Annotated in this window: 20 protein-coding genes; 2 read left to right on the plus strand and 18 right to left on the minus strand. The window is 63.7% G+C overall.

What is annotated here, in order from left to right:
* Nucleotides 1-114: 114 nt before the first annotated feature.
* The 11 genes from PAQ31011_RS07810 to PAQ31011_RS07860 all read right to left on the minus strand — a co-directional run bounded on the left by PAQ31011_RS07810 (nucleotide 115) and on the right by PAQ31011_RS07860 (nucleotide 11,059).
* Nucleotides 115-906 (minus strand): enoyl-CoA hydratase/isomerase family protein, encoded by a 792-nt coding sequence (locus PAQ31011_RS07810; RefSeq protein ID WP_150575284.1) that lies wholly within the window; start codon nucleotides 904-906, stop codon nucleotides 115-117.
* A gap of 43 nt (nucleotides 907-949) precedes the next feature.
* On the minus strand, nucleotides 950-2,557 hold the full coding sequence (locus PAQ31011_RS07815; RefSeq protein ID WP_150575285.1) for a carboxyl transferase domain-containing protein: 1,608 nt from the start codon (nucleotides 2,555-2,557) through the stop codon (nucleotides 950-952).
* 86 nt (nucleotides 2,558-2,643) lie between these two features.
* Nucleotides 2,644-3,051 (minus strand): YchJ family protein, encoded by a 408-nt coding sequence (locus tag PAQ31011_RS07820; RefSeq protein ID WP_150575286.1) that lies wholly within the window; start codon nucleotides 3,049-3,051, stop codon nucleotides 2,644-2,646.
* Nucleotides 3,052-3,080: 29 nt separating this feature from the next.
* Entirely contained in the window at nucleotides 3,081-3,686 is a 606-nt protein-coding gene (locus tag PAQ31011_RS07825; RefSeq protein ID WP_150575287.1) for a 2-hydroxychromene-2-carboxylate isomerase, read from the minus strand.
* 113 nt (nucleotides 3,687-3,799) lie between these two features.
* Nucleotides 3,800-4,477, minus strand: a complete 678-nt coding sequence (locus PAQ31011_RS07830; RefSeq protein WP_150575288.1) for an SDR family oxidoreductase — start codon at nucleotides 4,475-4,477, stop codon at nucleotides 3,800-3,802.
* Nucleotides 4,478-4,562: 85 nt separating this feature from the next.
* Complete coding sequence (locus PAQ31011_RS07835; RefSeq protein WP_246179437.1) at nucleotides 4,563-5,747, minus strand: acetyl-CoA C-acetyltransferase; 1,185 nt, start codon at nucleotides 5,745-5,747, stop codon at nucleotides 4,563-4,565.
* 150 nt (nucleotides 5,748-5,897) lie between these two features.
* Nucleotides 5,898-6,578, minus strand: coding sequence for a carbonate dehydratase (gene can / locus PAQ31011_RS07840; RefSeq protein WP_150575290.1), 681 nt, complete (start codon nucleotides 6,576-6,578; stop codon nucleotides 5,898-5,900).
* Between the two features lie 62 nt (nucleotides 6,579-6,640).
* On the minus strand, nucleotides 6,641-8,470 hold the full coding sequence (gene aceK / locus PAQ31011_RS07845; RefSeq protein WP_150575291.1) for a bifunctional isocitrate dehydrogenase kinase/phosphatase: 1,830 nt from the start codon (nucleotides 8,468-8,470) through the stop codon (nucleotides 6,641-6,643).
* A 106-nt stretch (nucleotides 8,471-8,576) separates the two neighbouring features.
* Complete coding sequence (locus PAQ31011_RS07850) at nucleotides 8,577-9,758, minus strand: isovaleryl-CoA dehydrogenase (RefSeq protein ID WP_039395188.1); 1,182 nt, start codon at nucleotides 9,756-9,758, stop codon at nucleotides 8,577-8,579.
* A gap of 131 nt (nucleotides 9,759-9,889) precedes the next feature.
* Entirely contained in the window at nucleotides 9,890-10,363 is a 474-nt protein-coding gene (locus PAQ31011_RS07855) for a PaaI family thioesterase (RefSeq protein WP_046290566.1), read from the minus strand.
* A 261-nt stretch (nucleotides 10,364-10,624) separates the two neighbouring features.
* Complete coding sequence (locus PAQ31011_RS07860; RefSeq protein WP_150575292.1) at nucleotides 10,625-11,059, minus strand: MerR family transcriptional regulator; 435 nt, start codon at nucleotides 11,057-11,059, stop codon at nucleotides 10,625-10,627.
* Nucleotides 11,060-11,212: 153 nt separating this feature from the next.
* Here PAQ31011_RS07860 and PAQ31011_RS07865 point away from each other — a divergent pair, with 153 nt between their 5' ends.
* A complete protein-coding gene (locus PAQ31011_RS07865) occupies nucleotides 11,213-12,295 on the plus strand; it encodes an MBL fold metallo-hydrolase (protein WP_150575293.1) in 1,083 nt (360 codons plus the stop codon).
* Between the two features lie 125 nt (nucleotides 12,296-12,420).
* Here PAQ31011_RS07865 and PAQ31011_RS07870 read toward each other — a convergent pair whose 3' ends face one another.
* The 6 genes from PAQ31011_RS07870 to argS all read right to left on the minus strand — a co-directional run bounded on the left by PAQ31011_RS07870 (nucleotide 12,421) and on the right by argS (nucleotide 18,959).
* Nucleotides 12,421-13,740 (minus strand): MFS transporter, encoded by a 1,320-nt coding sequence (locus tag PAQ31011_RS07870; protein WP_150575294.1) that lies wholly within the window; start codon nucleotides 13,738-13,740, stop codon nucleotides 12,421-12,423.
* A 272-nt stretch (nucleotides 13,741-14,012) separates the two neighbouring features.
* Nucleotides 14,013-14,615, minus strand: a complete 603-nt coding sequence (locus tag PAQ31011_RS07875) for a hypothetical protein (RefSeq protein WP_246179438.1) — start codon at nucleotides 14,613-14,615, stop codon at nucleotides 14,013-14,015.
* Nucleotides 14,616-14,705: 90 nt separating this feature from the next.
* Nucleotides 14,706-15,527: an SDR family oxidoreductase gene (locus PAQ31011_RS07880; RefSeq protein ID WP_150575295.1), complete on the minus strand. Its 822-nt coding sequence runs from the start codon at nucleotides 15,525-15,527 to the stop codon at nucleotides 14,706-14,708.
* A 55-nt stretch (nucleotides 15,528-15,582) separates the two neighbouring features.
* Entirely contained in the window at nucleotides 15,583-16,263 is a 681-nt protein-coding gene (locus PAQ31011_RS07885) for a thiol:disulfide interchange protein DsbA/DsbL (RefSeq protein ID WP_150575296.1), read from the minus strand.
* A gap of 185 nt (nucleotides 16,264-16,448) precedes the next feature.
* Nucleotides 16,449-17,135, minus strand: coding sequence for an SPOR domain-containing protein (locus PAQ31011_RS07890; protein ID WP_150575297.1), 687 nt, complete (start codon nucleotides 17,133-17,135; stop codon nucleotides 16,449-16,451).
* 60 nt (nucleotides 17,136-17,195) lie between these two features.
* Nucleotides 17,196-18,959 carry an arginine--tRNA ligase gene (gene argS / locus PAQ31011_RS07895; protein WP_150575298.1) on the minus strand — a complete coding sequence of 588 codons (1,764 nt, stop codon included), beginning with the start codon at nucleotides 18,957-18,959 and terminating at the stop codon, nucleotides 17,196-17,198.
* A gap of 232 nt (nucleotides 18,960-19,191) precedes the next feature.
* On the opposite strand from argS, the gene PAQ31011_RS07900 reads away from it, so the two are divergent.
* The gene (locus PAQ31011_RS07900) at nucleotides 19,192-19,518 is read left to right on the plus strand and encodes a DUF1840 domain-containing protein (protein WP_150575299.1); all 327 of its coding nucleotides are present in this window, start codon (nucleotides 19,192-19,194) and stop codon (nucleotides 19,516-19,518) included.
* A 248-nt stretch (nucleotides 19,519-19,766) separates the two neighbouring features.
* Here the strand turns inward: PAQ31011_RS07900 and PAQ31011_RS07905 are convergent, their stop codons facing one another.
* Complete coding sequence (locus PAQ31011_RS07905) at nucleotides 19,767-20,093, minus strand: hypothetical protein (RefSeq protein ID WP_150575300.1); 327 nt, start codon at nucleotides 20,091-20,093, stop codon at nucleotides 19,767-19,769.
* Nucleotides 20,094-20,224 lie beyond the last annotated feature (131 nt).

Here is a 20,224-nt window from a genome sequence, read left to right on the forward strand (position 1 = left end):
GAGACGTTATCGACAATTTCGCAAAACCCGCCGATAACGTTCAGGCATCTCCGCCGTCACCCCTCCCAAAAAAAATTTGTAACCGTCGAAACAGGCCGTTTTTGTGCCGTGCGCTCAGGAAGCGTCGCGCCACGACGGCGAGCGCTTCTCTAGGAACGAACGCACCCCTTCGCGACCCTCGTCGGAGGCCCGGATCTTCGCGATGCGCTCGGCCGTATCGGCGATGGCCGCCTCGTCGATAGCGCGCCCGGCGAAGTCCTGCACAAGGCGCTTGCACTCCTTCACGGCGTTCGGGCTGTTGTCGACGAGCGCCTTCGCCAGCGCGCTGACGGTGCTGTCGAGCGCATCGGCGGCCACGACTTCGTGCACCAGACCGAGACGCTGCGCCGTGGCGGCCGTGAAGCGTTCCGCCGTCACGAAATAGCGACGCGACGCCTGCTCGCCCAGCGCGCGGATCACATACGGGCCGATGGTGGCGGGAATCAGGCCGAGCTTGGCTTCGGACAGGCAGAAGTGCGCCGTGTCGACAGCGACCACGATGTCCGCCACAGCGGCGAGACCCACACCGCCCGCATACGTGTCGCCCTGCACGCGCGCGATCACCGGCTTCGGGCAGCGATAGATCGTGTTGAGCATGACGGCGAGCGTCATGGCGTCGGCGCGGTTCTCGGCGTCCGAGTAACCGGCCATCTTCTTCATCCAGTTCAGATCGGCACCTGCGCAGAACGCGACGCCTTCAGCGGCGAGCACGATGGCGCGCACGTCGTCGTTCGTGGCCAGCGCGCGAAACGTGCCGGTCAGTTCTTCGATGACGGTTTCGTTGAACGCGTTGCGCACGTCCGGACGGTTGAGCGTGACGGTGGCGACGTGGGCGTCGACACTGAACTTGAGCGTAGCGAGTTGCATGACGGAATTCCTCGATGAGCCGATGTGGACGGTGACGCGCGCTTTACATCCGGAACAGGCCGAAGCGCGTTTCCGGAATCGGCGCATTGAGCGCGGCCGACAGGCCGAGACCGAGCACCGTGCGCGTGTCCGCCGGATCGATCACGCCGTCGTCCCACAGGCGCGCGCTCGCGTAGAACGGATGCCCCTGACGCTCGTACTGATCGCGGATCGGCTGCTTGAAGGCGTCTTCTTCCTCTGCGCTCCACTGACCGCCCTTGCCCTCGATGCCATCGCGCTTGACCGTGGCGAGCACCGACGCCGCCTGCTCGCCACCCATCACGGAGATGCGTGCGTTCGGCCACATCCACAGGAAACGCGGCGAGTAGGCGCGACCGCACATGCCGTAGTTACCCGCGCCGAACGAGCCGCCGATGATCACGGTGAACTTCGGCACGTTCGCAGTGGCGACGGCCGTCACCATCTTCGCGCCGTGCTTGGCGATGCCTTCGTTCTCATACTTGCGCCCGACCATGAAGCCCGTGATGTTCTGCAAGAAGATCAGCGGGATCTTGCGCTGGCAGCACAGCTCGATGAAGTGCGCGCCCTTCTGCGCAGACTCCGAGAACAGAATGCCGTTGTTCGCCACGATGCCGACCGGGTAGCCCCACAGGTGTGCGAAACCGCACACCAGCGTGGTGCCGTAGCGCGCCTTGAATTCGTCGAACTCGGAACCGTCGACCAGACGCGCAATCACTTCGCGCACGTCGAACGGCTTCTTCGTGTCGGCGGGGATCACGCCGTACAGTTCACGCGCGTCGTACTTCGGTTCGACCGGCGTCTTGGTCGCGACGGTCGCCGGCTTGCGACGGTTGAGGTTTGCGGCGATGCTGCGCGCGATGGACAGCGCGTGTGCGTCGTTCTGCGCGAAGTGATCGGCGACACCCGACAGGCGCGTGTGGACGTCGGCGCCGCCGAGATCTTCGGCGCTCACTTCTTCGCCCGTGGCCGCTTTCACCAGCGGCGGGCCGCCGAGGAAAATCGTGCCCTGTTCCTTGACGATGATCGACTCGTCGCTCATCGCGGGCACATACGCGCCGCCAGCGGTGCACGAGCCCATCACCACGGCGATCTGCGGAATGCCCTGCGCCGACATCTGCGCCTGGTTGTAGAAGATGCGACCGAAGTGATCGCGATCGGGGAAGACGTCGTCCTGATTCGGCAGGTTCGCGCCGCCTGAGTCGACCAGATAGATGCACGGCAGGTGGTTCTGCTCGGCGATCTCCTGCGCGCGCAGGTGCTTCTTGACCGTCATCGGGTAGTACGTGCCGCCCTTGACGGTGGCGTCGTTGCACACGATCACGCATTCCTGGCCGGACACACGGCCGATGCCGGTGATGATGCCCGCACCCGGGGCGTCGTCGTGATACATGCCGGTCGCGGCGAGTTGCGAGAGTTCGAGAAACGGCGAGCCCGGATCGAGCAGTTGTTGCACGCGATCGCGCGGCAGCAGCTTGCCGCGGCCGGTGTGCTTCTTGCGTGCGGCCTCACCGCCGCCACCGGCCAGTTGTGCAATGCGCGCGCGCAGTTCGTCGACCACGGTCTGCATCGCGGACGCGTTGCGTGCAAAGTCTTCGCCGCGCGGGTTGAGTTTGCTTTCGAGAATCGGCATGTGACGAAATCCGGTGGAGTGTGAGTTTTAGTTGAGTGCTTGTGCTGAGCGACGCAATGAGCGATGTGCTGGATGTCGTCGCCAGGTCAGTCGAACAGGTCGCCGTCGATGTAGCGCCAGCGGCCGTCGTCGGTGCGCTCGAAGCGGCTGCGTTCGTGCAGCCGATGGGCGCGTCCGCCGACCTTGTAACGGGCGACGAATTCGACTTCGGCGTGGTGTTCGTCGCGTTGCAGATGCGCTTTGACCTGAAGGCCGAGCCACTGCGGGGCGTCGCCGAAGTCGAGCGCGGCAGGCCGCGTACGTGCCGCCCACGTGTCGAGCAGATACGGCGCGTTCTGGCGCACGAACGCCGTATAGCGCGAGCGCATCAGCGCTTCAGCCGTGGGCGGAATCTCGCCGTGTTCGAGGTAACGTGCGCAGCAATCCTCGAACGCGAGGCCGCCGCACGGGCAGCCTTCACGGTCTTTGTCTTGCGGCGATTGGGGGCTTGCCATCGTATGAATTGCCTTGTGGTGTTTCGGTGTCAGATCCTGCCGTGCTTCAGGCAGGCCTCGACCTGCGCGAAACGGTCGAAGCCCCAGAACGGTTCGCCGTCCACGATCACGAACGGCGAGCCGAACACGCCGCGCGCCATCGCCAGATCGATCTCCGCCTTGAGGTGGTCCTTGGCGGCGGGCGAGTGCATGCCGATGTCGAGGGCTGCGCCGTCGATGCCGAGCGCCTCACCGAGCCGTACCAGTTCCGCCGGGTCGCCGATGTTCACGTCGTCGACGTAGAGCGCGCGAAAGATCGACTTCGCGAACTCTGCCGACAAGTCGCCGCCGCGATGGTCCTGCACCCACAATACGGCGCGCTCGGCGGCCTGCGTCGGGATCGGGAAATGCGTCGGCCGCTTGTAGTCGATGCCGTGAAAGCGCGCGGTGCGCGCCACGTCGTTCTTCAGATACTCCGTCTTGATCGGATGCTGCACCGGTGCGCCCGTGCCGTTCACCTTGTAGACGATGTCGAGCAGAATCGGATGCCACGCGACGCCACGCCCATTGCGCGAAGCGATGTCGTCGATGCAGGTGCTCGCAAAATACCCGTACGGGGATGCGAAGTCGAAATAAAAGTCGATGGCGGACGTCATGTTGGCTCCGTTTCCGAGTGACGTTTCTGGCCCGCGAATCAAAAGATACGGCGGTGTGGCAACAGCGTCTTATGGGTGCTACGGGTGCTGCAAGTGCTACGGTGTTGCGTGATTTACCAGGGGAACGGCGTGCCGTCGTAGTTGTAAAAGCCGCCGTTGTGCGTGGCGCGCTCGCCCGGGGCGCGGGCCAGCACGCGGCGCATGCCGGACACGCTCGTCTCGACGTCGATGTCGGCGTTCTCGCCGCCCATGTCGGTGCGTACCCAACCCGGGTGCATGGCGACGCACGTGGCGCGCTGCGCTTCGAGCGACACGGCTTTGACGACCGAATTCACAGCGGCCTTGCTTGCGCGATACAACCAGCTGCCGTTCGACTCCATCAGTTCGACGCTGCCCATGCGGCTCGACAGGAAACCGAAGCTGCCGCCCGCCGCTTCCACAAAGGGCAGCACGAGCGGCGCGACCTGCATCGCGCCAAGCACGTTGGTGTGGAACACGCGGTCGAACTCATCCTTCGTGATCGGCGCGAGACCGGTCGTGCGTTCGGAGTTCACGCCGGCGTTGTAGACCGCCACGTCGAGTTCTACGCCGTCGAGTTGCCACGACAGGCCGGACAACGACTCCACGCGCGTGACGTCGAGCTTCAGGGCTTCGGCATCGAGTTCACGCAGGGCGGCCAGACCGTCCTCGCTGCGTGCGGTGGCGAACACGCGCCAGCCGTCTTCGCGATACTGCCGCACGAATTCCATGCCGATGCCGCGTGAGGCACCGATGATGAGCGCTGTTTTCATGACGTCGATAGGTCCCCGTTAAAACGGTGGGCCGGCGTTGGGTGCCGGCGTGAGTTCAGACGCGTACGTTGATCAGACGAGTCGGTCAGACGAGTTCGATGGCCATCGCCGTCGCTTCGCCACCGCCGATACACAGGCTCGCCACGCCACGCTTGCCACCGGTCTTGCGCAGTGCGCCGATCAGCGTGACGAGAATGCGTGCGCCGGACGCGCCGATCGGGTGGCCGAGCGCGCATGCGCCGCCGTGAATGTTGACCTTCTCGTGCGGCAGATCGAACTCGTGCATCGCGGCCATCGCAACGACGGCAAAGGCTTCGTTGATCTCGAACAGATCGACATCGGCCGTCGACCAGCCGGTCTTCTCGAACAGCTTGCGCATCGCGCCGACCGGTGCCGTGGTGAACAGGCCCGGTTGCTGCGCGAACGTGCTGTGACCGGCGATGCGGGCGAGCGGTGTGAGGCCGAGGTGCTTGGCGGTCGATTCGCGCATCAGCACGAGTGCGGCGGCACCGTCGGAGATCGACGACGAGTTGGCGGCCGTGACCGTGCCGTCCTTGCGGAAGGCGGCCTTGAGTGTCGGAATCTTTTCGGGGTTGGCCTTGAACGGCTGTTCGTCCTGCTCGACGACGGTGTCGCCCTTGCGGCCGGGCACCGTCACGGCGGTGATTTCCCATGCGAACGAGCCGTCTTTCGTGGCGTTCTGCGCGCGTTCGAGCGAGGCGATGGCGAAGGCGTCCTGCGCTTCGCGGGTGAAGGCATAACGGTCGGCGCACTCCTCGGCGAAGGTGCCCATCAGGCGGCCCTTGTCGTAAGCGTCTTCCAGACCGTCGAAGAACATGTGGTCGATGACCTGACCGTGGCCCATGCGCATGCCGGCGCGCGCCTTGGGCAGGAGATAGGGGGCGTTGCTCATGCTTTCCATGCCGCCGGCGACGATCACGTCGGCACTACCGGCAGCGAGCATGTCGTGCGCGAACATCGCGGCACGCATGCCGGAGCCGCACATCTTGTTGACGGTGGTGGCACCGGCTGCGAGCGGGAGGCCTGCACCGAGCGCGGCCTGACGCGCGGGCGCTTGTCCCTGACCGGCGGGCAGCACGCAGCCCATGACGACTTCGTCGACCTGCTCCGGCTTCAGGCCAGCGCGTTCGACGGCTGCACGGATGGCGGCGGCACCGAGCTGGGGCGCGGCGACATCGCCGAACACCCCTTGCAGGCCGCCCATCGGCGTGCGGGCAGCGGAAACGATGACGATCGGGTCTTGTTGCATGGCAATCTCCATAAAAGGGGTTGCGTGGCTGACATACCGTCCAAATCGACCGAAATCGACACGATGTGTCAGCCCCGAATATCCAATGCTTCAATCTTCCGTCGCCCACGCGCCCGCTTGCCGCTTCGCGCGCCTGAGTGGCCTGAGCGATCAGGCGCGTGGATGACGTAATTCGGCCATCGCTTCCACGCAGCGATCATAGATACGCGGCAGGGATTCGAGGCTATTCACCGACATGCGCAGGTCGCGCACCAGACCGTCGCGCAGGCCGTACACCCAGCCATGCACCGTGACCGGCTGGTTGCGGGCCCATGCGTCGCGCAGGACGGTGGTGTGACAAATATTCACGACCTGTTCGATGGCGTTCAACTCGCACAGGCGATCGTGACGGGCGTCGCGCGAGGGCAGCGCGTCGATCTGGTCGACGTGGCGCTCGTAGACGTCGCGCACGTGGCGCAGCCAGTTGTCTACGAGGCCCATCTTCGCGCCGTCGAGCGCAGCACCCACACCGCCGCAGCCGTAGTGGCCGACGACCATGATGTGACGCACTTTCAGCACTTCGATGGCGAACTGCAACACCGACAGGCAGTTCAGATCGCTGTGCACCACCACGTTCGCGATGTTGCGGTGGACGAACACTTCGCCCGGCGCCAGTCCGGTGATCTGGTTCGCGGGCACGCGCGAATCCGAGCAGCCGATCCAGAGATATTCCGGGGCCTGTTGCTTGGCCAATCTCTCGAAAAACGCGGGATCTTCGGCGTTCACGCTGGCAACCCAGGCGCGGTTGTTATCGAGCAGATGGATGAGAGGTTGGTCTTTGTCTTCGGTCATGATCGTGTCATCCGGCGGGCGTGTCGTGAGCTGGGCAGCGTCAATGGCGAGGCGTCGTGCACTCAGGCCGCTGCCGCGCGAGGCGGAGCGTCCGAAGCACCCGAATCCTCAGTGCCGCGGGCGGCACCGTAGCGATTGACGAAACGCAGCGAGACATCGTACGGATAGAAGTCGTGCATCTGTCCGGCTCGCACCCGATCCTGAAAGCCTTGCCACAGGTCGGGGTCGAAGAAATCCGGATGATGCTGGCTCAGATAGTGCCGCACGCGTGGATCTCCCGTCAGGAACGTCTCAAACGTCTGCGGAAACACGTCGTGCGGGCCTACACGGTACCAGACTTCCCCCGACATCGCCTCTTCTTCGTTACGCGGTTCCGGCACTCGACGGATGTGGCAATCCGTCAGATATTCCAGTTCGTCGTAATCGTAGAAAACCACCCGGCCGTGACGCGTCACGCCGAAATTCTTGTACAGCATGTCGCCCGGAAACACGTTCGCCGCCATCAGCTCCTTGATCGCATTGCCGTATTCGCGCATGGCGTGATCCACCTGGGCATCCGAGGCGGATTGCAGCCACAGATTGAGCGGCGTCATGCGGCGCTCGATATAGCAGTGGCGGATCACCAGCGCGTCGCCGTCGAATTCGAGCAGCGACGGCACTTCGGTACGGAGCTGGGCGAGCAGGGCGTCGTCGAAGCGCGAGAGCGGAAAGGCGACGCTGGAGAACTCCAGCGTGTCGGCCATCCGGCCCACGCGATCGTGCTGCTTGACCATCAGATACTTCGCTTTCACCTGCTCGCGTGTCGTCTCCTTGGGCGGCGCGAAGCGCTCGCGGATCAGCTTGAAGACGTACGGATACGAGGGCAGCGTAAACACCAGCATCACCAGTCCGGGAATCCCCGGTGCGCTCACGAACTTGTCGCTCGAATGCTTCAGGTGATGCAGAAAATCGCGATAGAACAGATTCTTGCCGTGTTTCTGCAAACCGACCGACGTATAGATCTCGGCCTTCGGCTTTCCCGGCATGATCGTGCGCAAAAACTGCACGTAGGCCGACGGCACCTCCATGTCGACCATGAAATACGCGTGCGAGAAACTAAACATCACACGCAGTTGCTCGCCGCGCAGCAGAGCGGCGTCGAGCGCCAGCTTGCCGTGGCCGTCATGCACGATCGGGACGGCGAAAGGCGTCGTGGTGTCGCCGTTCACGATGCGTCCCACGATATAGGCTGCCTTGTTGCGGAAGAACAGCGACGCCAGCACGTGAATCTGGAAATTCGGTGCCGCCTGGAATTCGGCGAACGTGCCGAACGCCTCTTCGATGGCGCGCATCACATAGCCCACGTCACGCGACAAATCGGCGAACGGGCGTTTTAGCTGGAAATTCGTGACGATGCGCGCGAGCGTGGCGGCCATGCCGTCCTGCGCGGGATAGTAGACGCGGTACGTCGGCTTCGCAGCGGGCGCGTCGTTCTCGATGTACTCCGTCGCCACGGCCGGGCGCACGAAGATGAAACGGTTATTGAAGTACGAGCGGTGCAGGATCTTGCAGCACACCGAATTGAAGAACGTCTCGGCGAGTTCAGGCTGACGATGCTCGGTGAGTAAGCCGATGTAATGCAGCTTCACTTGCTGCCAGACATCGTCGTCGAGCGACTGCGCGTCGAACTCGTCTTCCAGCGTCACGATGCACTCGCGCACGCGTTCGTCGTAATAGGCGATGCGGTCGCGCTGGAGCTTCTGGATGCCCATGAAGTCACCGGCTTCGAAACATGCCTGCGCCGCGACACACACCTCGCGGAAGATGCGGTAATGCTTATCGAAGCCGTCCAGCATGGTGCGGGCGACGTCGAAAGCAAACTGCGACGACAGGAGTTTCGGGAAGTGATTCATACCGGTCGGGACAGGCGCAGGGCGGTGCTTGCGAAGATTGTAGCGCCGCTGCCTGTGCCTGAATGTCCGTCTGTTTAACCGTTCGTTTCGTGGGCTTTCCTCGCGGTTACATCGTCTCGGAGAACAATTCGCGGCCGATCAGCATGCGGCGGATCTCCGACGTGCCCGCGCCGATTTCGTACAGCTTGGCGTCGCGCCACAGACGGCCGACCGGATACTCGTTGATATAGCCGTTGCCGCCGAGAATCTGGATCGCTTCGCCCGCCATCCAGGTCGCCTTTTCCGCCGTGTAGAGAATCACGCCGGCGCAATCCTTGCGCACCTGACGCACGTGATCGCTGCCCAGCGATTCCAACTGACGGCCCACGGCGTACAGATACGCGCGGCTTGCCTGAAGGATCGTGTACATGTCCGCGACCTTGCCCTGAATCAGCTGGAATTCACCGATGGACTGACCGAACTGCTTGCGGTCGTGGATGTACGGTACAACCACGTCCATGGCGGCCTGCATGATGCCGATCGGACCACCGGCGAGCACGGCGCGTTCGTAGTCCAGACCGCTCATGAGCACCTTCACGCCGCCGCCGACCTGACCCAGCACGTTCTCTTCCGGCACTTCCACGTTCTCGAACACCAGTTCGCCCGTGTGCGAGCCGCGCATGCCGAGCTTGTCGAGCTTTTGCGCGACCGAGAAGCCCTTCATGCCTTTCTCGACGATGAATGCCGTCATGCCGCGTGCGCCGGCTTCGATGTCCGTCTTGCCGTAGACCACCAGCGTGTCGCAGTCGGGGCCGTTCGTGATCCACATCTTCGTGCCGTTGAGCACATAGCGGTCGCCGCGCTTCTCGGCGCGCAGCTTCATGCTGACGACGTCCGAGCCGGCGTTCGGCTCGCTCATCGCGAGGGCACCGACGTGTTCGCCCGACACCAGCTTCGGCAGGTACTTCGCCTTCTGCGCGGCCGTGCCGTTGCGGTGAATCTGGTTCACGCACAGATTCGAGTGTGCGCCGTACGACAGGCCGATCGAGGCGGACGCGCGCGAGATTTCTTCCATCGCGATCATGTGCGCCAGATAGCCCATGTTCGCGCCGCCGTACTCTTCGGAGACCGTCATGCCGAGCACGCCGAGGTCGCCCATCTTGCGCCAGAGGTCCATCGGGAACTGGTCAGTGCGATCCACTTCGGCGGCGCGCGGGGCGATCTCCTTCGATGCGAAGTTCGCGACCGATTCGCGCAGCATGTCCAGGTCTTCGCCGAGCATGAAATTGAGGCCGGGCAACGTCGTCATGACACAGTCTCCAGAGGTGGCGCGTGGCGGTTGGCCCGCGCGTATGTTCGATGGTGCTTGAAGGTGCTTGATGGTGCTGGGTAAGCAGGGTGAAGCGGTAATGCGGCTGCCAGTGAGACGTCAGACGGACGTCAGCGAGACGGACTCGCGGCCAGCACGAAGAGCGTTTGCTGCATGAGGGCGCAGAGCGTCCATTTCCCGTTATCGATGGCGAACAGTTCGGCGGTGGCGACGATGAGTGTGCGTCCGGATTTGACGACCTGACCGCGTCCGACCAGTGTATCGCCCTTGCCGGGCGCGAGAATGTTCAGTTTGTATTCGGCGGTGACCAATTCCTGATCGGGCGAGATGCGCGTGTAGCCTGCGTAACCGCCGGCCGAATCGGCGATGGCGCCGATGACACCGCCATGGAAATAGCCGAGCTGCTGATTCACCTTGTCGGAGAATGGCAACGAAATCTCGCAGAACCCGTCGGCGATGTGCGTGAGTTGTGCGCCCCAGTGGGTCATGACGCCTTGTTTGTCGAAGCTGGCGCGAATTTTCGCGTCGACGGCGGGGTCGACGGGCGCGGCATGGACAGCATGAGACGAGGGGACGTTGTGCATGATCGGCGGGGCCAGGGGGCCGAAAAACCAAGTTCAGAGATACTACTTAACGTTTACGTAAACGTAAAGTAAGGACTTTCCTGAATCGAGAAAGAGGGGCGAAGGGAGTGGTGTTGGGGGAAATGGATGGGCGGGGATCGGTGCTGCCCTGACGGAGTGACTTTCAGGTGGAACGGAGTCAGGGTAGTGCCGATTCCCGCGGCCCTGGGGGTGGGACAGGGCCGGGGGAGGATGAAGCGGGGTGGGGTGTAAAGAAGTCGCTCAGTGCGAGGCCGCAGCCGTCTTAACCCGACGAGCGGAGGGCGGCGCACTTTCACCAGCAGCCTCAAGCAAAGCGAGGCATTGCGCTTCGTGCTGAGAGACTTCGTCGAGTGTGGCGTGGAGGTCTTCGAGTTGCTGCTCCAGCACCTGACGATGTTGAGAGAGCGTGTCGAGAAACACCTTCAACTGCGGCACGGTGTCCTTGGGCGACTCGTAGAGATCGAGAATCGTCTTGATCTCGGAGAGCGTGAGGCCGAGACGTTTGCCGCGCAGGGTGAGCTTCAGGCGCGTGCGGTCCTGTCCGGTGTAGACGCGGTGACGTCCGCCGGGGCCTTCACGGGCGGGCGTGAGCAGACCCTGATCCTCGTAGAAGCGGATCGCGCGGGGCGTGATGTCGAACTCGCGGGCGAGGTCGGTGATCGTGTATGTGAGCATCGGATCGGCAGGGGATCGGATTAGCAAGTTTAAGCGGGTGCTTACCATTGCAGATAGAATTGCCGTTTACGTTAGCGTCAACTTGCATCGTATGCAATCGGTGATGGCGTCAACCTGACAACAAGAGAACAAGCCCATCTGGAGCGTGGCCCCGTGAATGCCCTTGAACAGCAACTGAACTATCCCCTTGGCGATTTCCTGCCTGACGGCGGCACCGTGCACGAAGTCGTGCCGGGCGTCTTCTGGGTGCGCATGCCGCTGCCGTTCGTGCTCGATCACATCAACCTGTGGCTGCTGCGCGATGAAGTGGACGGGGTGAAGGGCTGGACGGTCGTCGATTGCGGGATCACGCATCCGCAGATCAAGGCGTACTGGGAGCAGGTGTTCGACAGCGCGCTCGGCGGCGAGCCGGTGCTGCGGGTTGTCGTCACGCACTGCCACCCGGATCACCTCGGCCTCGCGCACTGGATCTGCAAGGGCGGCGACAAGCAGCGCTGGGAGGCGCGGCTCGCCATGTCGCTCGGCGACTATGCGTGGGGACGTCTCATGTCCGAGGGCGATAACAACAATGCCGCCAACGCAGGCGGTGAGTTCGCCGTCGCGCACTTCATCGCACATGGTCTCGCCGACGAGGCCATGATCGACCAGATTCGCAATCGCAAGTCGTACTTCAGCGACCTCGTGCCCGAAGTGCCGTCGCGCTACTTCCGTCTCAAGGACGGCGAGACGGTGCGCATCGGTGGCAGCGACTGGCGTCTGATCGCGGGTTACGGTCACTCGCCCGAGCACATGGCGCTGTACTCAGAGCAGCACAACGTGCTGATCTCAGGTGACATGGTGCTGCCGCGCATCTCGACCAACGTCAGCGTCTTCGATATCGAGCCGGAAGCCAACTCGCTGCAACTGTTCCTCGACTCGCTGGGCGTCTATCTGGATCTGCCTGCCGACTGCCTCGTGCTGCCGTCGCACGGCCGTCCGTTTACGGGCTTGCACACGCGCATTCGTCAGCTTCGCGACCACCACGCGGCGCGCTTGCAGGAAGTGCGTGATGCCTGTGCGAAGTCGCCGCAAAGCGCGGGCGACATTGTGCCCATCATGTTCCATCGCAAGCTCGACGCGCATCAGACCACCTTCGCCATGGGCGAAGCGCTGGCGCACTTGCATATGCTGTGGCGCTCGGGTGAGCTTAAGCGTGAGCGCGATGACAAGGGTGTCTGGCGCTTCTCGCCTGCGTGAGGATCACGTGGAGGCTTCAGCGCTTCGGCGGCTGACGTAAGCGTGTCGCGCTGAAGAAAAAACGCCCCGGAGACGGAAGTCCCCGGGGCGTTTTGCATCGTATGGCGAGCGTGTCGCCATCGCACTCAGGCGTGCTGCGCCGATGCTTGCACGTTGCGTCCCTCGCGACCGAGCAGACCGTACGTCACGAGGCTGATCGCGACGGTCATCAGAATGTAATACGCCGGGGCCAGCGGGTTCTGCGTGACCTTGATCAGGTACGTGATCCAGAACGGCGCGAGGCCACCGAAGAGCATCACCGAAACGTTGTACAGAATCGAGACGCCCGTCGAGCGCACGCCGACCGGGAACACTTCCGTGACGGCCGTCGGGAACGCACCCCACACGAAGCCCATGCACACCGCCGGCAGAATCTGCGCGAGCAGCAGATTGCCCATCGACGGCGAGCCATGCAGACGCGTGAACATCCAGAACGACGTCAGGCCATAGAGCAGCACGAACAACAGAATCAGCGGCTTGCGGCCGACACGATCCGAAATCCATCCCGTGAGCGGGCAGAGGGCGGCGATCAGCATTGCGGCGATGAACGTCGACAGGCTGGCGGAACCTTGCGTCAGACCGAGTTGCTTGACGGCGTAAATCGGCGTGTAGATCAGCGTGACGTAGAACGACGTCGTGGCTGCGACCGTCAGGCCGAAGCCCGCGATCAGCGCACGGTAGTGCTTCGAGAAGACGTCGGCGAGCGGCGTGCGACGCGTCGGTTCACGTGCTGCGGCGTAAGCCAGAAACTCCGGCGACTCCGTCATGCGGCGTCGAATGTAGAAGCCCACCGGCCCGATCAGAATCCCGAACAGGAACGGCAGACGCCAGCCCCACGATTCGAGCGCTTCTTTCGACAGACCCGTCGTGAGTACATAAGCGCACAGCCCGGCGAGCGCAACGGCCAGCGCCTGCGAGCACATCTGGAAGCTGCCGTAGAAACCGCGCAGATTCGGCGGCGAGAACTCGATGAGCATGGCGGTCGAACCACCGAATTCGCCACCTGCCGAGAAGCCCTGAATCACGCGAGCCAGCAAGATCAGCAGCGGTGCCGCGAAGCCGATGGTCGCGTAGGTCGGTGCAATGCCGATCAGCCCGGTGCCGAGCGCCATGAGCAGGACCATGACCGACAGCGCCGACTTGCGGCCCGCGCGGTCGGCGTACAGACCGAAGGCCAGCCCGCCGATGGGACGGAAGAAGAACGCCACGCCAAGCGAGGCCACGCTCGCGAGCAGCGACGTCGTATCGTTATCCGCAGGGAAGAAGAGTTTCGCGATGACCACCGCGAAGAGACCGTAAACCGTGAAGTCGAACCACTCGAACGCGTTGCCCAGGGTAGAACCGATCACCGCTTTGCGTCGCAGCGCCGGGTCGATGACCGGCGTGCCGGCGGGGGTTGTCTGCATGTGCCTCTCCTGCTTGGTTGGGAGTGCCGCAGTCGGATCGGTATGGATCGGCGTATCGCTGCTATCGCCGTTTGCACACGCGTCCGCTCTATGGCGGCGAATCCGGTTTAACGTCGTGTATACCTCTGTTCAAGTTACACGAACACTCTAACGCAGGTTTGGAATGCACCACAACGGGTCAAAATTACGACCGAATCTTGCGTGAGACGGCGTGTTTCACGCAGGGAATGCGATATCGCGGGGCAGCGGTCGGCGGGGAGGTCAGCGCATAGTCACCGATTCCCCCGGCTGCCTTTCCATCGATAGTCGCGCCGCCCCACCCAGCCCCAGGTGCCGGTGGACGGATCGAATTCGTAGCCTTCCCGATACTCGCTCGTATAGCAGCCACCCTTCTCGAGATAGCAGCGCTCGCGCAGGAAGTGCGCGGCGTCCCGCGACGAACGGGGTTGCGCGGGAACGATGACAACCGGCTGACGCGGGCCAACGATGACCGGTGCGGGCTGCACGATGACGGGGGCCGGTCGGACCAAGGCTGGGGCGGGCGTCACGAGGACAGGGGCAGGTTGAATCACGGCAGGGGGCGGTGCCACGATGACAGGGGCGGGCGTGACGACGACAGGTGCAGGTTGAACGATGGCCGGTGCCGGACCGACGATGACCGGCGCAGGCCGCACATAAGAGGGCGGCGGTCCGAACACCTGCCAGTTGCCGGGGGCCATCGCGGCGCACCCGGTCATCGACGTTGCGATGGCGAGTCCGACGAGAGGCGACGTAGGGCGGGAGACGGCGCGTCGAGCGACGCACCGGATAACGTTAAGAAAGACGTCGAAGCGCAGACAAGCGCGTAACGACGCTCGCGTGAGGATGGCAATCATGAGGGCACCGCGCATTAGGAATGCGGGGCACTCTAACGCGCGGGGACGTGCATCTCCCCGCTTCGTCCGGCATTTTGGGGGATGTCCGAGTCAGCTTACCCGGTCTTTCGCGGCGTCGCGCGCCTGACGCTGCGCCAGCGTCGGCTTGCGCGGGGCGCGGGCGAACAGCATGTCGTACAGCCAGCGTGGCAGGCATCGCATGCCAAAGGCTGCAACGCCCATCTGCCACGGCAGCACCGCGAAGCGCTTGCCACGTGCAATGGCCGCTGCCGCCTTGCGTGCGAACTTGTCCGAGTCCATCAGAAACGGCATCGGGAACGGATTACCGTCGGTCATCGGCGTGCGGATGTAGCCCGGCGCAATCGTCACGACGGCCACCTTGTCTGCGCGCAATTCGACCCGCAGGCTTTCGAGATACGTCATCGCCGCTGCCTTGGAGGCGCTGTACGCACCATGCCCCGGCAGACCGCGCACACCGGCCACGCTGCCGATGCCCACGAGGGTGCCGCGCTTGCGCTCACGCATCGGCCCCACAAACGGGCTGAAGGTCGCGATCATCGCCATCCAGTTGGTGTCCATGACGGACGCGAAGTGCGGCAGATCCGCAGGGTCCTCCGTGTTCACGCCGTGACTGATGCCCGCATTGGCGATCACGATGTCCGGCACGCCGTGACGCGCCATGAAGTCGCCCGCCGCAGCGCGCAACGCGAGGGCGTCGCGCACGTCGAGCGCGTAACAGTGAACGGCATGCGGATGCGGCAACGTGGCCGCGAGATCGGTCAGCTTGTCGCCACGGCGTCCGACGAGCCCGAGAATCGCGCCCTGTGCCGCGTAGTGACGCGCGAGCGCCTGTCCCAGCCCGCTGGACGCGCCGGTGATGAAAACCTTCGGTGATGTCGTATGTGCTGCCATTGTTGCCATAGAACGCAAAAGCCCGGCCGGGGCCGGGCTTTAGGAGCCGCGAGGCTTACATCTTCTTCGCGCGGATCTGGTTGATGATCGAGTCGGCCGTCTTGAGCGCCGCATCGAACGTCTGCTGCTCGGTCGTCGCCGGCTTGCCCTGCTTTTGCAGCGCGTCGCCCGACGTGGCCGGGGAGACGAGGTACTTGCCCTGGATGGCGATCGTCGGCACGCCGTCGATCTTGTAGTCCTGCCAGGTCTTGTTGGCCGTCTTCACACCGTTGTCGACGCCAAAGCTGCTGTAAGTGTCGAGGTACTTTTGCTTGTCGACGCCCAGCGTTGCAAGAAAGTCTGCTTGCGTTTCTTTGGTCAGCAGGTAGTTGTGCTGGACGTGGATCGCATTAAAGACCTTCGGCGTGAGTTCGGCATCCTTACCCATGGCGGCGAGCGCGAGATACATACGCGTATGCGGCTCGAAGCGGCTCTGGAAGGCAACCGGCACGCGCTTGAACACGACGTCCTTGCCCTGGGCCTTCACCCACTTTTCCAGCGACGGCTCCAGCGCATTGCAATGCGGGCAGCCATACCAGAAGAACTCGGTCACTTCGATCTTGCCCGGACCTGCCGACAGCGGCTGCTGCGGAATCGTCAGATAGTCGGTCCCCGAGACCGGTGCTTCAGGCGACGCCGAGGCGACACCCGAGAGGAAACCGAAAGAAATCAGAACGGCACCAAGAAGTTTTTTCATGATCTTTGTATAGGAGTGAGACTAACGCGCCGGGTTATCCATCATCGGTGAGCGGCGCGCCAGCAAAACCATATCCCGGATTCAGCCAAATTAGCTAGTGCGTATGACCGGCGATGTTTCGCCGGGTTCAACGTCTCGTCAGTGAAACAAAAGGCGTTGCCTTTGTGGGGCAACGCCTTTCGCGTTCATTGCTTCGTGAAGCGTATCACTGCCGTGTCGTACCCGCCATCCTGCAGGCGTTGACGCACGTGATTCATTTCGTCGAGCTTGCCGTACGGGCCGAGGCGCACGCGGTAGAGCGTGAGACCGTTGGCGTCGCGCTGCGTGACCTTCGCTTCGAAGCCCGAGAGGGCCAGCTTGGCGCGCAGTTGCTCGGCGTCCGTCTGCGACTTGAACGCGCCGACTTGCAGGTAGTAACCCGTGCTGGCGTTATCCGTGGCGCTCGCGGGCGGCGTGGTCGGCGGCGCGACCGGCACCGTCGACTTGCCGTTGAGGATGTCGGCCGGCGAGGGCTTCTGCGCGGGCGTGGCCGGGGCCGTCGGTGCGGAGGCGGCCGGCGGCGTCACCGGCGTGGCCGGGTTACCCGGCACGAGCGGTGACGTTTCGGCTGCCGAAGGCGTTTCCGGCGCGGTGGTCCCCGACGCGGCACCCGGCAGCGGCGTGCGCGGCTGGAGCGACTTGTTCGGGTCCGGTGCCTGCGCGGCCGGCGAGTTGTCGGCAGGACGCGGCGGCGTCTTTTCGACGAACGGGGTTGGCGTCTTCGTAATGTAGAGCGCGACGACGACGGCAACGGCCAGCCCAACGATCAGGCCGAGCACGATGCCCAGAAAAGTACCGCCCCGCTGGCGGGGGGGTCGACGTGTGTTTGCCATCGAGTCGATTCCGTCCTTACAGAGTTCCGATGCGTTTGCCGTTCGGAGTGGTTGGATAACTTACATCTTGGCCGGGGCCGACACGCCCAGCACGGCAAGCCCGTTGCGCAGCACCTGACGCGTCGCCGCGAGCAGCGCCAGACGCGCATGCTTCACGGTCTCGTCGTCGACCAGCACGCGATCCGAGTTGTAGAAGGAGTGGAACGCGCCGGCCAGATCCCGCAGATAGAAGGCCACGGCGTGCGGCGCAAGTTCCTCGGCGGCACGCGTGAGCATGTCCGGGTACTCGGCCAGCAGTTGCAGCAGCGCGAGCGCGCGTTCGCTGTCGAGCGGCGCGAGGTCGGTGTTCGCGAGCGAGGCTTCGTCACCGGCCCACTGCGTGAGGATCGAGCAGATGCGCGCGTGGGCGTACTGCACGTAATACACCGGGTTTTCGTCGTTCTGCTTGAGCGCGAGATCCACGTCGAACACGAATTCCGTGTCGGCTTTGCGCGAAATTAGGAAAAATCGCACGGCGTCGCGGCCACGGCGCAGGGCGTCTTCACGCTCGGCGGGGTCCGTCACCGGCGTTTCCGCCGTAATGCCGCCCGACCATTCGATCAGATCGCGCACCGTCACGTAGCTGCCTGCGCGCTTGGAGATCTTCACCTCTTCGCCATTGCGCATGACGGTGACCATCTTGTGCAGCACGTAGTCGGGGTAGCCCTTCGGAATGCCGATGCCCAGCGCTTGCAGACCGGCGCGTACGCGCGCGATGGTGCCGTGGTGGTCCGAGCCCTGCACGTTGATGACCTGATGGAAGCCACGGTCCCACTTGCGCGTGTGATACGCGACGTCCGGCACGAAATACGTGTACGTGCCGTCGGTCTTGCGCATCACGCGGTCCTTGTCGTCGCCGTAGTCGGTCGTGCGCAGCCACAGCGCGCCTTCCTGTTCGTACGTGACGCCGGCGTCGATGAGTGCCTGCACGGTGCGCTCGACGCTGCCGTCGGCGTACAGGGACGATTCGAGGTAGTACTGATCGAAGATGACGCCGAACGTTTGCAGATCGATGTCCTGCTCGCGGCGCAGATAGGCCACGGCGAAGGCGCGGATCGAGTCGATGTCTTCGACACTGCCGCTGCCCGTGACGGGCGCGCCGTCGGAAGCCTGCACCGTCTTGCCGGCGAGGAAATCCTGCGCGATGTCGCCGATGTAGTCGCCGTTGTAGGCCGACTCCGGCCATTCGGCGTCACCCGGCTTGAAGCCACGGGCGCGTGCCTGCACCGAAGTGGCGAGCGTCTGGATCTGCACGCCGGCGTCGTTGTAGTAGAACTCGCGATGCACCGGACGGCCTTGCGTACCGAGCAGCGCTGAGATCGTGTCGCCGAGCGCGGCCTGACGGCCGTGACCCACGTGCAGCGGGCCGGTCGGGTTGGCCGAGACGAACTCGACGAGCACCGGGGCGGCTTCGTTGCTGGCGGCGCGACGGCCGAAGGCAGCGCCTTCGGTCAGGATCGCGCGCGCGACCGATTGCTTGGTGGCATTGGCCAGACGCAAGTTGATGAAGCCGGGGCCGGCGATTTCGACGGCGTCGACGAGGCCCTTGGCGCGGGCGTCGGCGAGGATCGCGTCGGCAATCTTCTGGGCCAGTTCGCGCGGGTTGGCGCGCAACGGCTTGGCGAGCTGCATGGCCACGTTACAGGCCAGATCGCCGTGGGCGGCCACTTTGGGGCGTTCGAGCAGGATGACGGGCGCGGCAGGCGCGGTGCCGTCCGCGGGCATCAAACCGGCGACGACGTCGCCGATCAGCGCGACGAGAGCATTCTTTTGTGCGGGTAGCATTGGCGGGTGTTTCGGGTGCGTCCGGACGCGTCCGGACAGGCAATTGAATCGTCAGCACCGGATTTTAACAGGTGTATGATGAAGTCACGGTGCCCGCCGGTACCCCTCATTGCGTAACAGGCTCACTCAGGTCACACTCAGGTGCCACGCAAACGCCACGCGGCCATCAGGCAGACGACAGGCCGTGGAGGTACGGGACGGCGGTGGTGATAACTCGAATAGGGAGCCAACCATGCTGGTAACGTTTAAGGCGCACGCATCGCCCACGATCAACATGCTCGAGAATCTCGCGCAGTTGCTGCTGGGTATCGTCGGCAAGAAGCTCGGCGAACGCGGCGCAATCGGATCGGACGAAACAGGCGATGCCATCGCCAAGCTGGAAGCTGCGATAGCGGAAGATAAAGCCGCAGCCGACAAAGAAAGCGAGGGCAAGAAGTCGGAGGATCGAGACGAGGACAACCGTCTGCGTCTCTCGCAACGCGCCTACCCGCTGCTGAACATGCTCAAGGAAGCGAACGCGGAAGGTGGTGCAGTGATGTGGGAAGTGAGCGCCAGATAATCGTCTGGCGTCACCGGGTGTTCGGGGTGCAGGTAGGATGCCTGCGCCGAACACGAAAAAAGCAGGCCGCGAATCGCGGGCCTGCTTTTTTTATGCGTTGTCGAAACTGTCGGACCGGGCCGCCCCCGGGCGAGGGGTTTGAATCAGGCCGCGAGGGCCTGAGCAGTGGCGGCGCGGGTGCCGGTCCGGGCGATGCGACGTTTGAACGACGACATCAGCGCTCGACGTGATTGCGGACCTTCTCCCGCTTACTGAGCCTTGCCCGGTGCGTTATCCGGGGCATTCGTCGCACCGTTGCCGGTGTTGCCATTATTCGGCGTCTTCTTGGTGCTGTGACGCGGATGCTGCGCCTTCGAATTCGGATGCGGGTCCGACGGCGTCATCGTTTGTGCGCCCGGCGTCGGGGCCGACTGACGTGCGTTCGGGTTGGCCTGGCTAGGCATCGTTGCCGACGGGTCCGTCGTCGTGCCGCCGCCAGGGCCGGCTGCGCCACCGCCCGCAGAGCCTTGAGCGAAACTCAGTGCCGAAGCACCGGCGAGGGTCAGGGCAGCAACCGAAATAATCAGCTTCTTCATCAGATGGACTCCTTTGCTTTGCGCTGCACTGGGTAGGAACGTCTTTCGTGCAGGCATCACTTGCGTTAGTGAGATTCCAGTCTAAGAAGCTGCGACGTGCGGTGCTGTAAGGGTTTGTAATTGAATGTAAT

This window comes from Pandoraea aquatica (genome assembly GCF_902459565.1).
Taxonomy (GTDB): domain Bacteria; phylum Pseudomonadota; class Gammaproteobacteria; order Burkholderiales; family Burkholderiaceae; genus Pandoraea; species Pandoraea aquatica.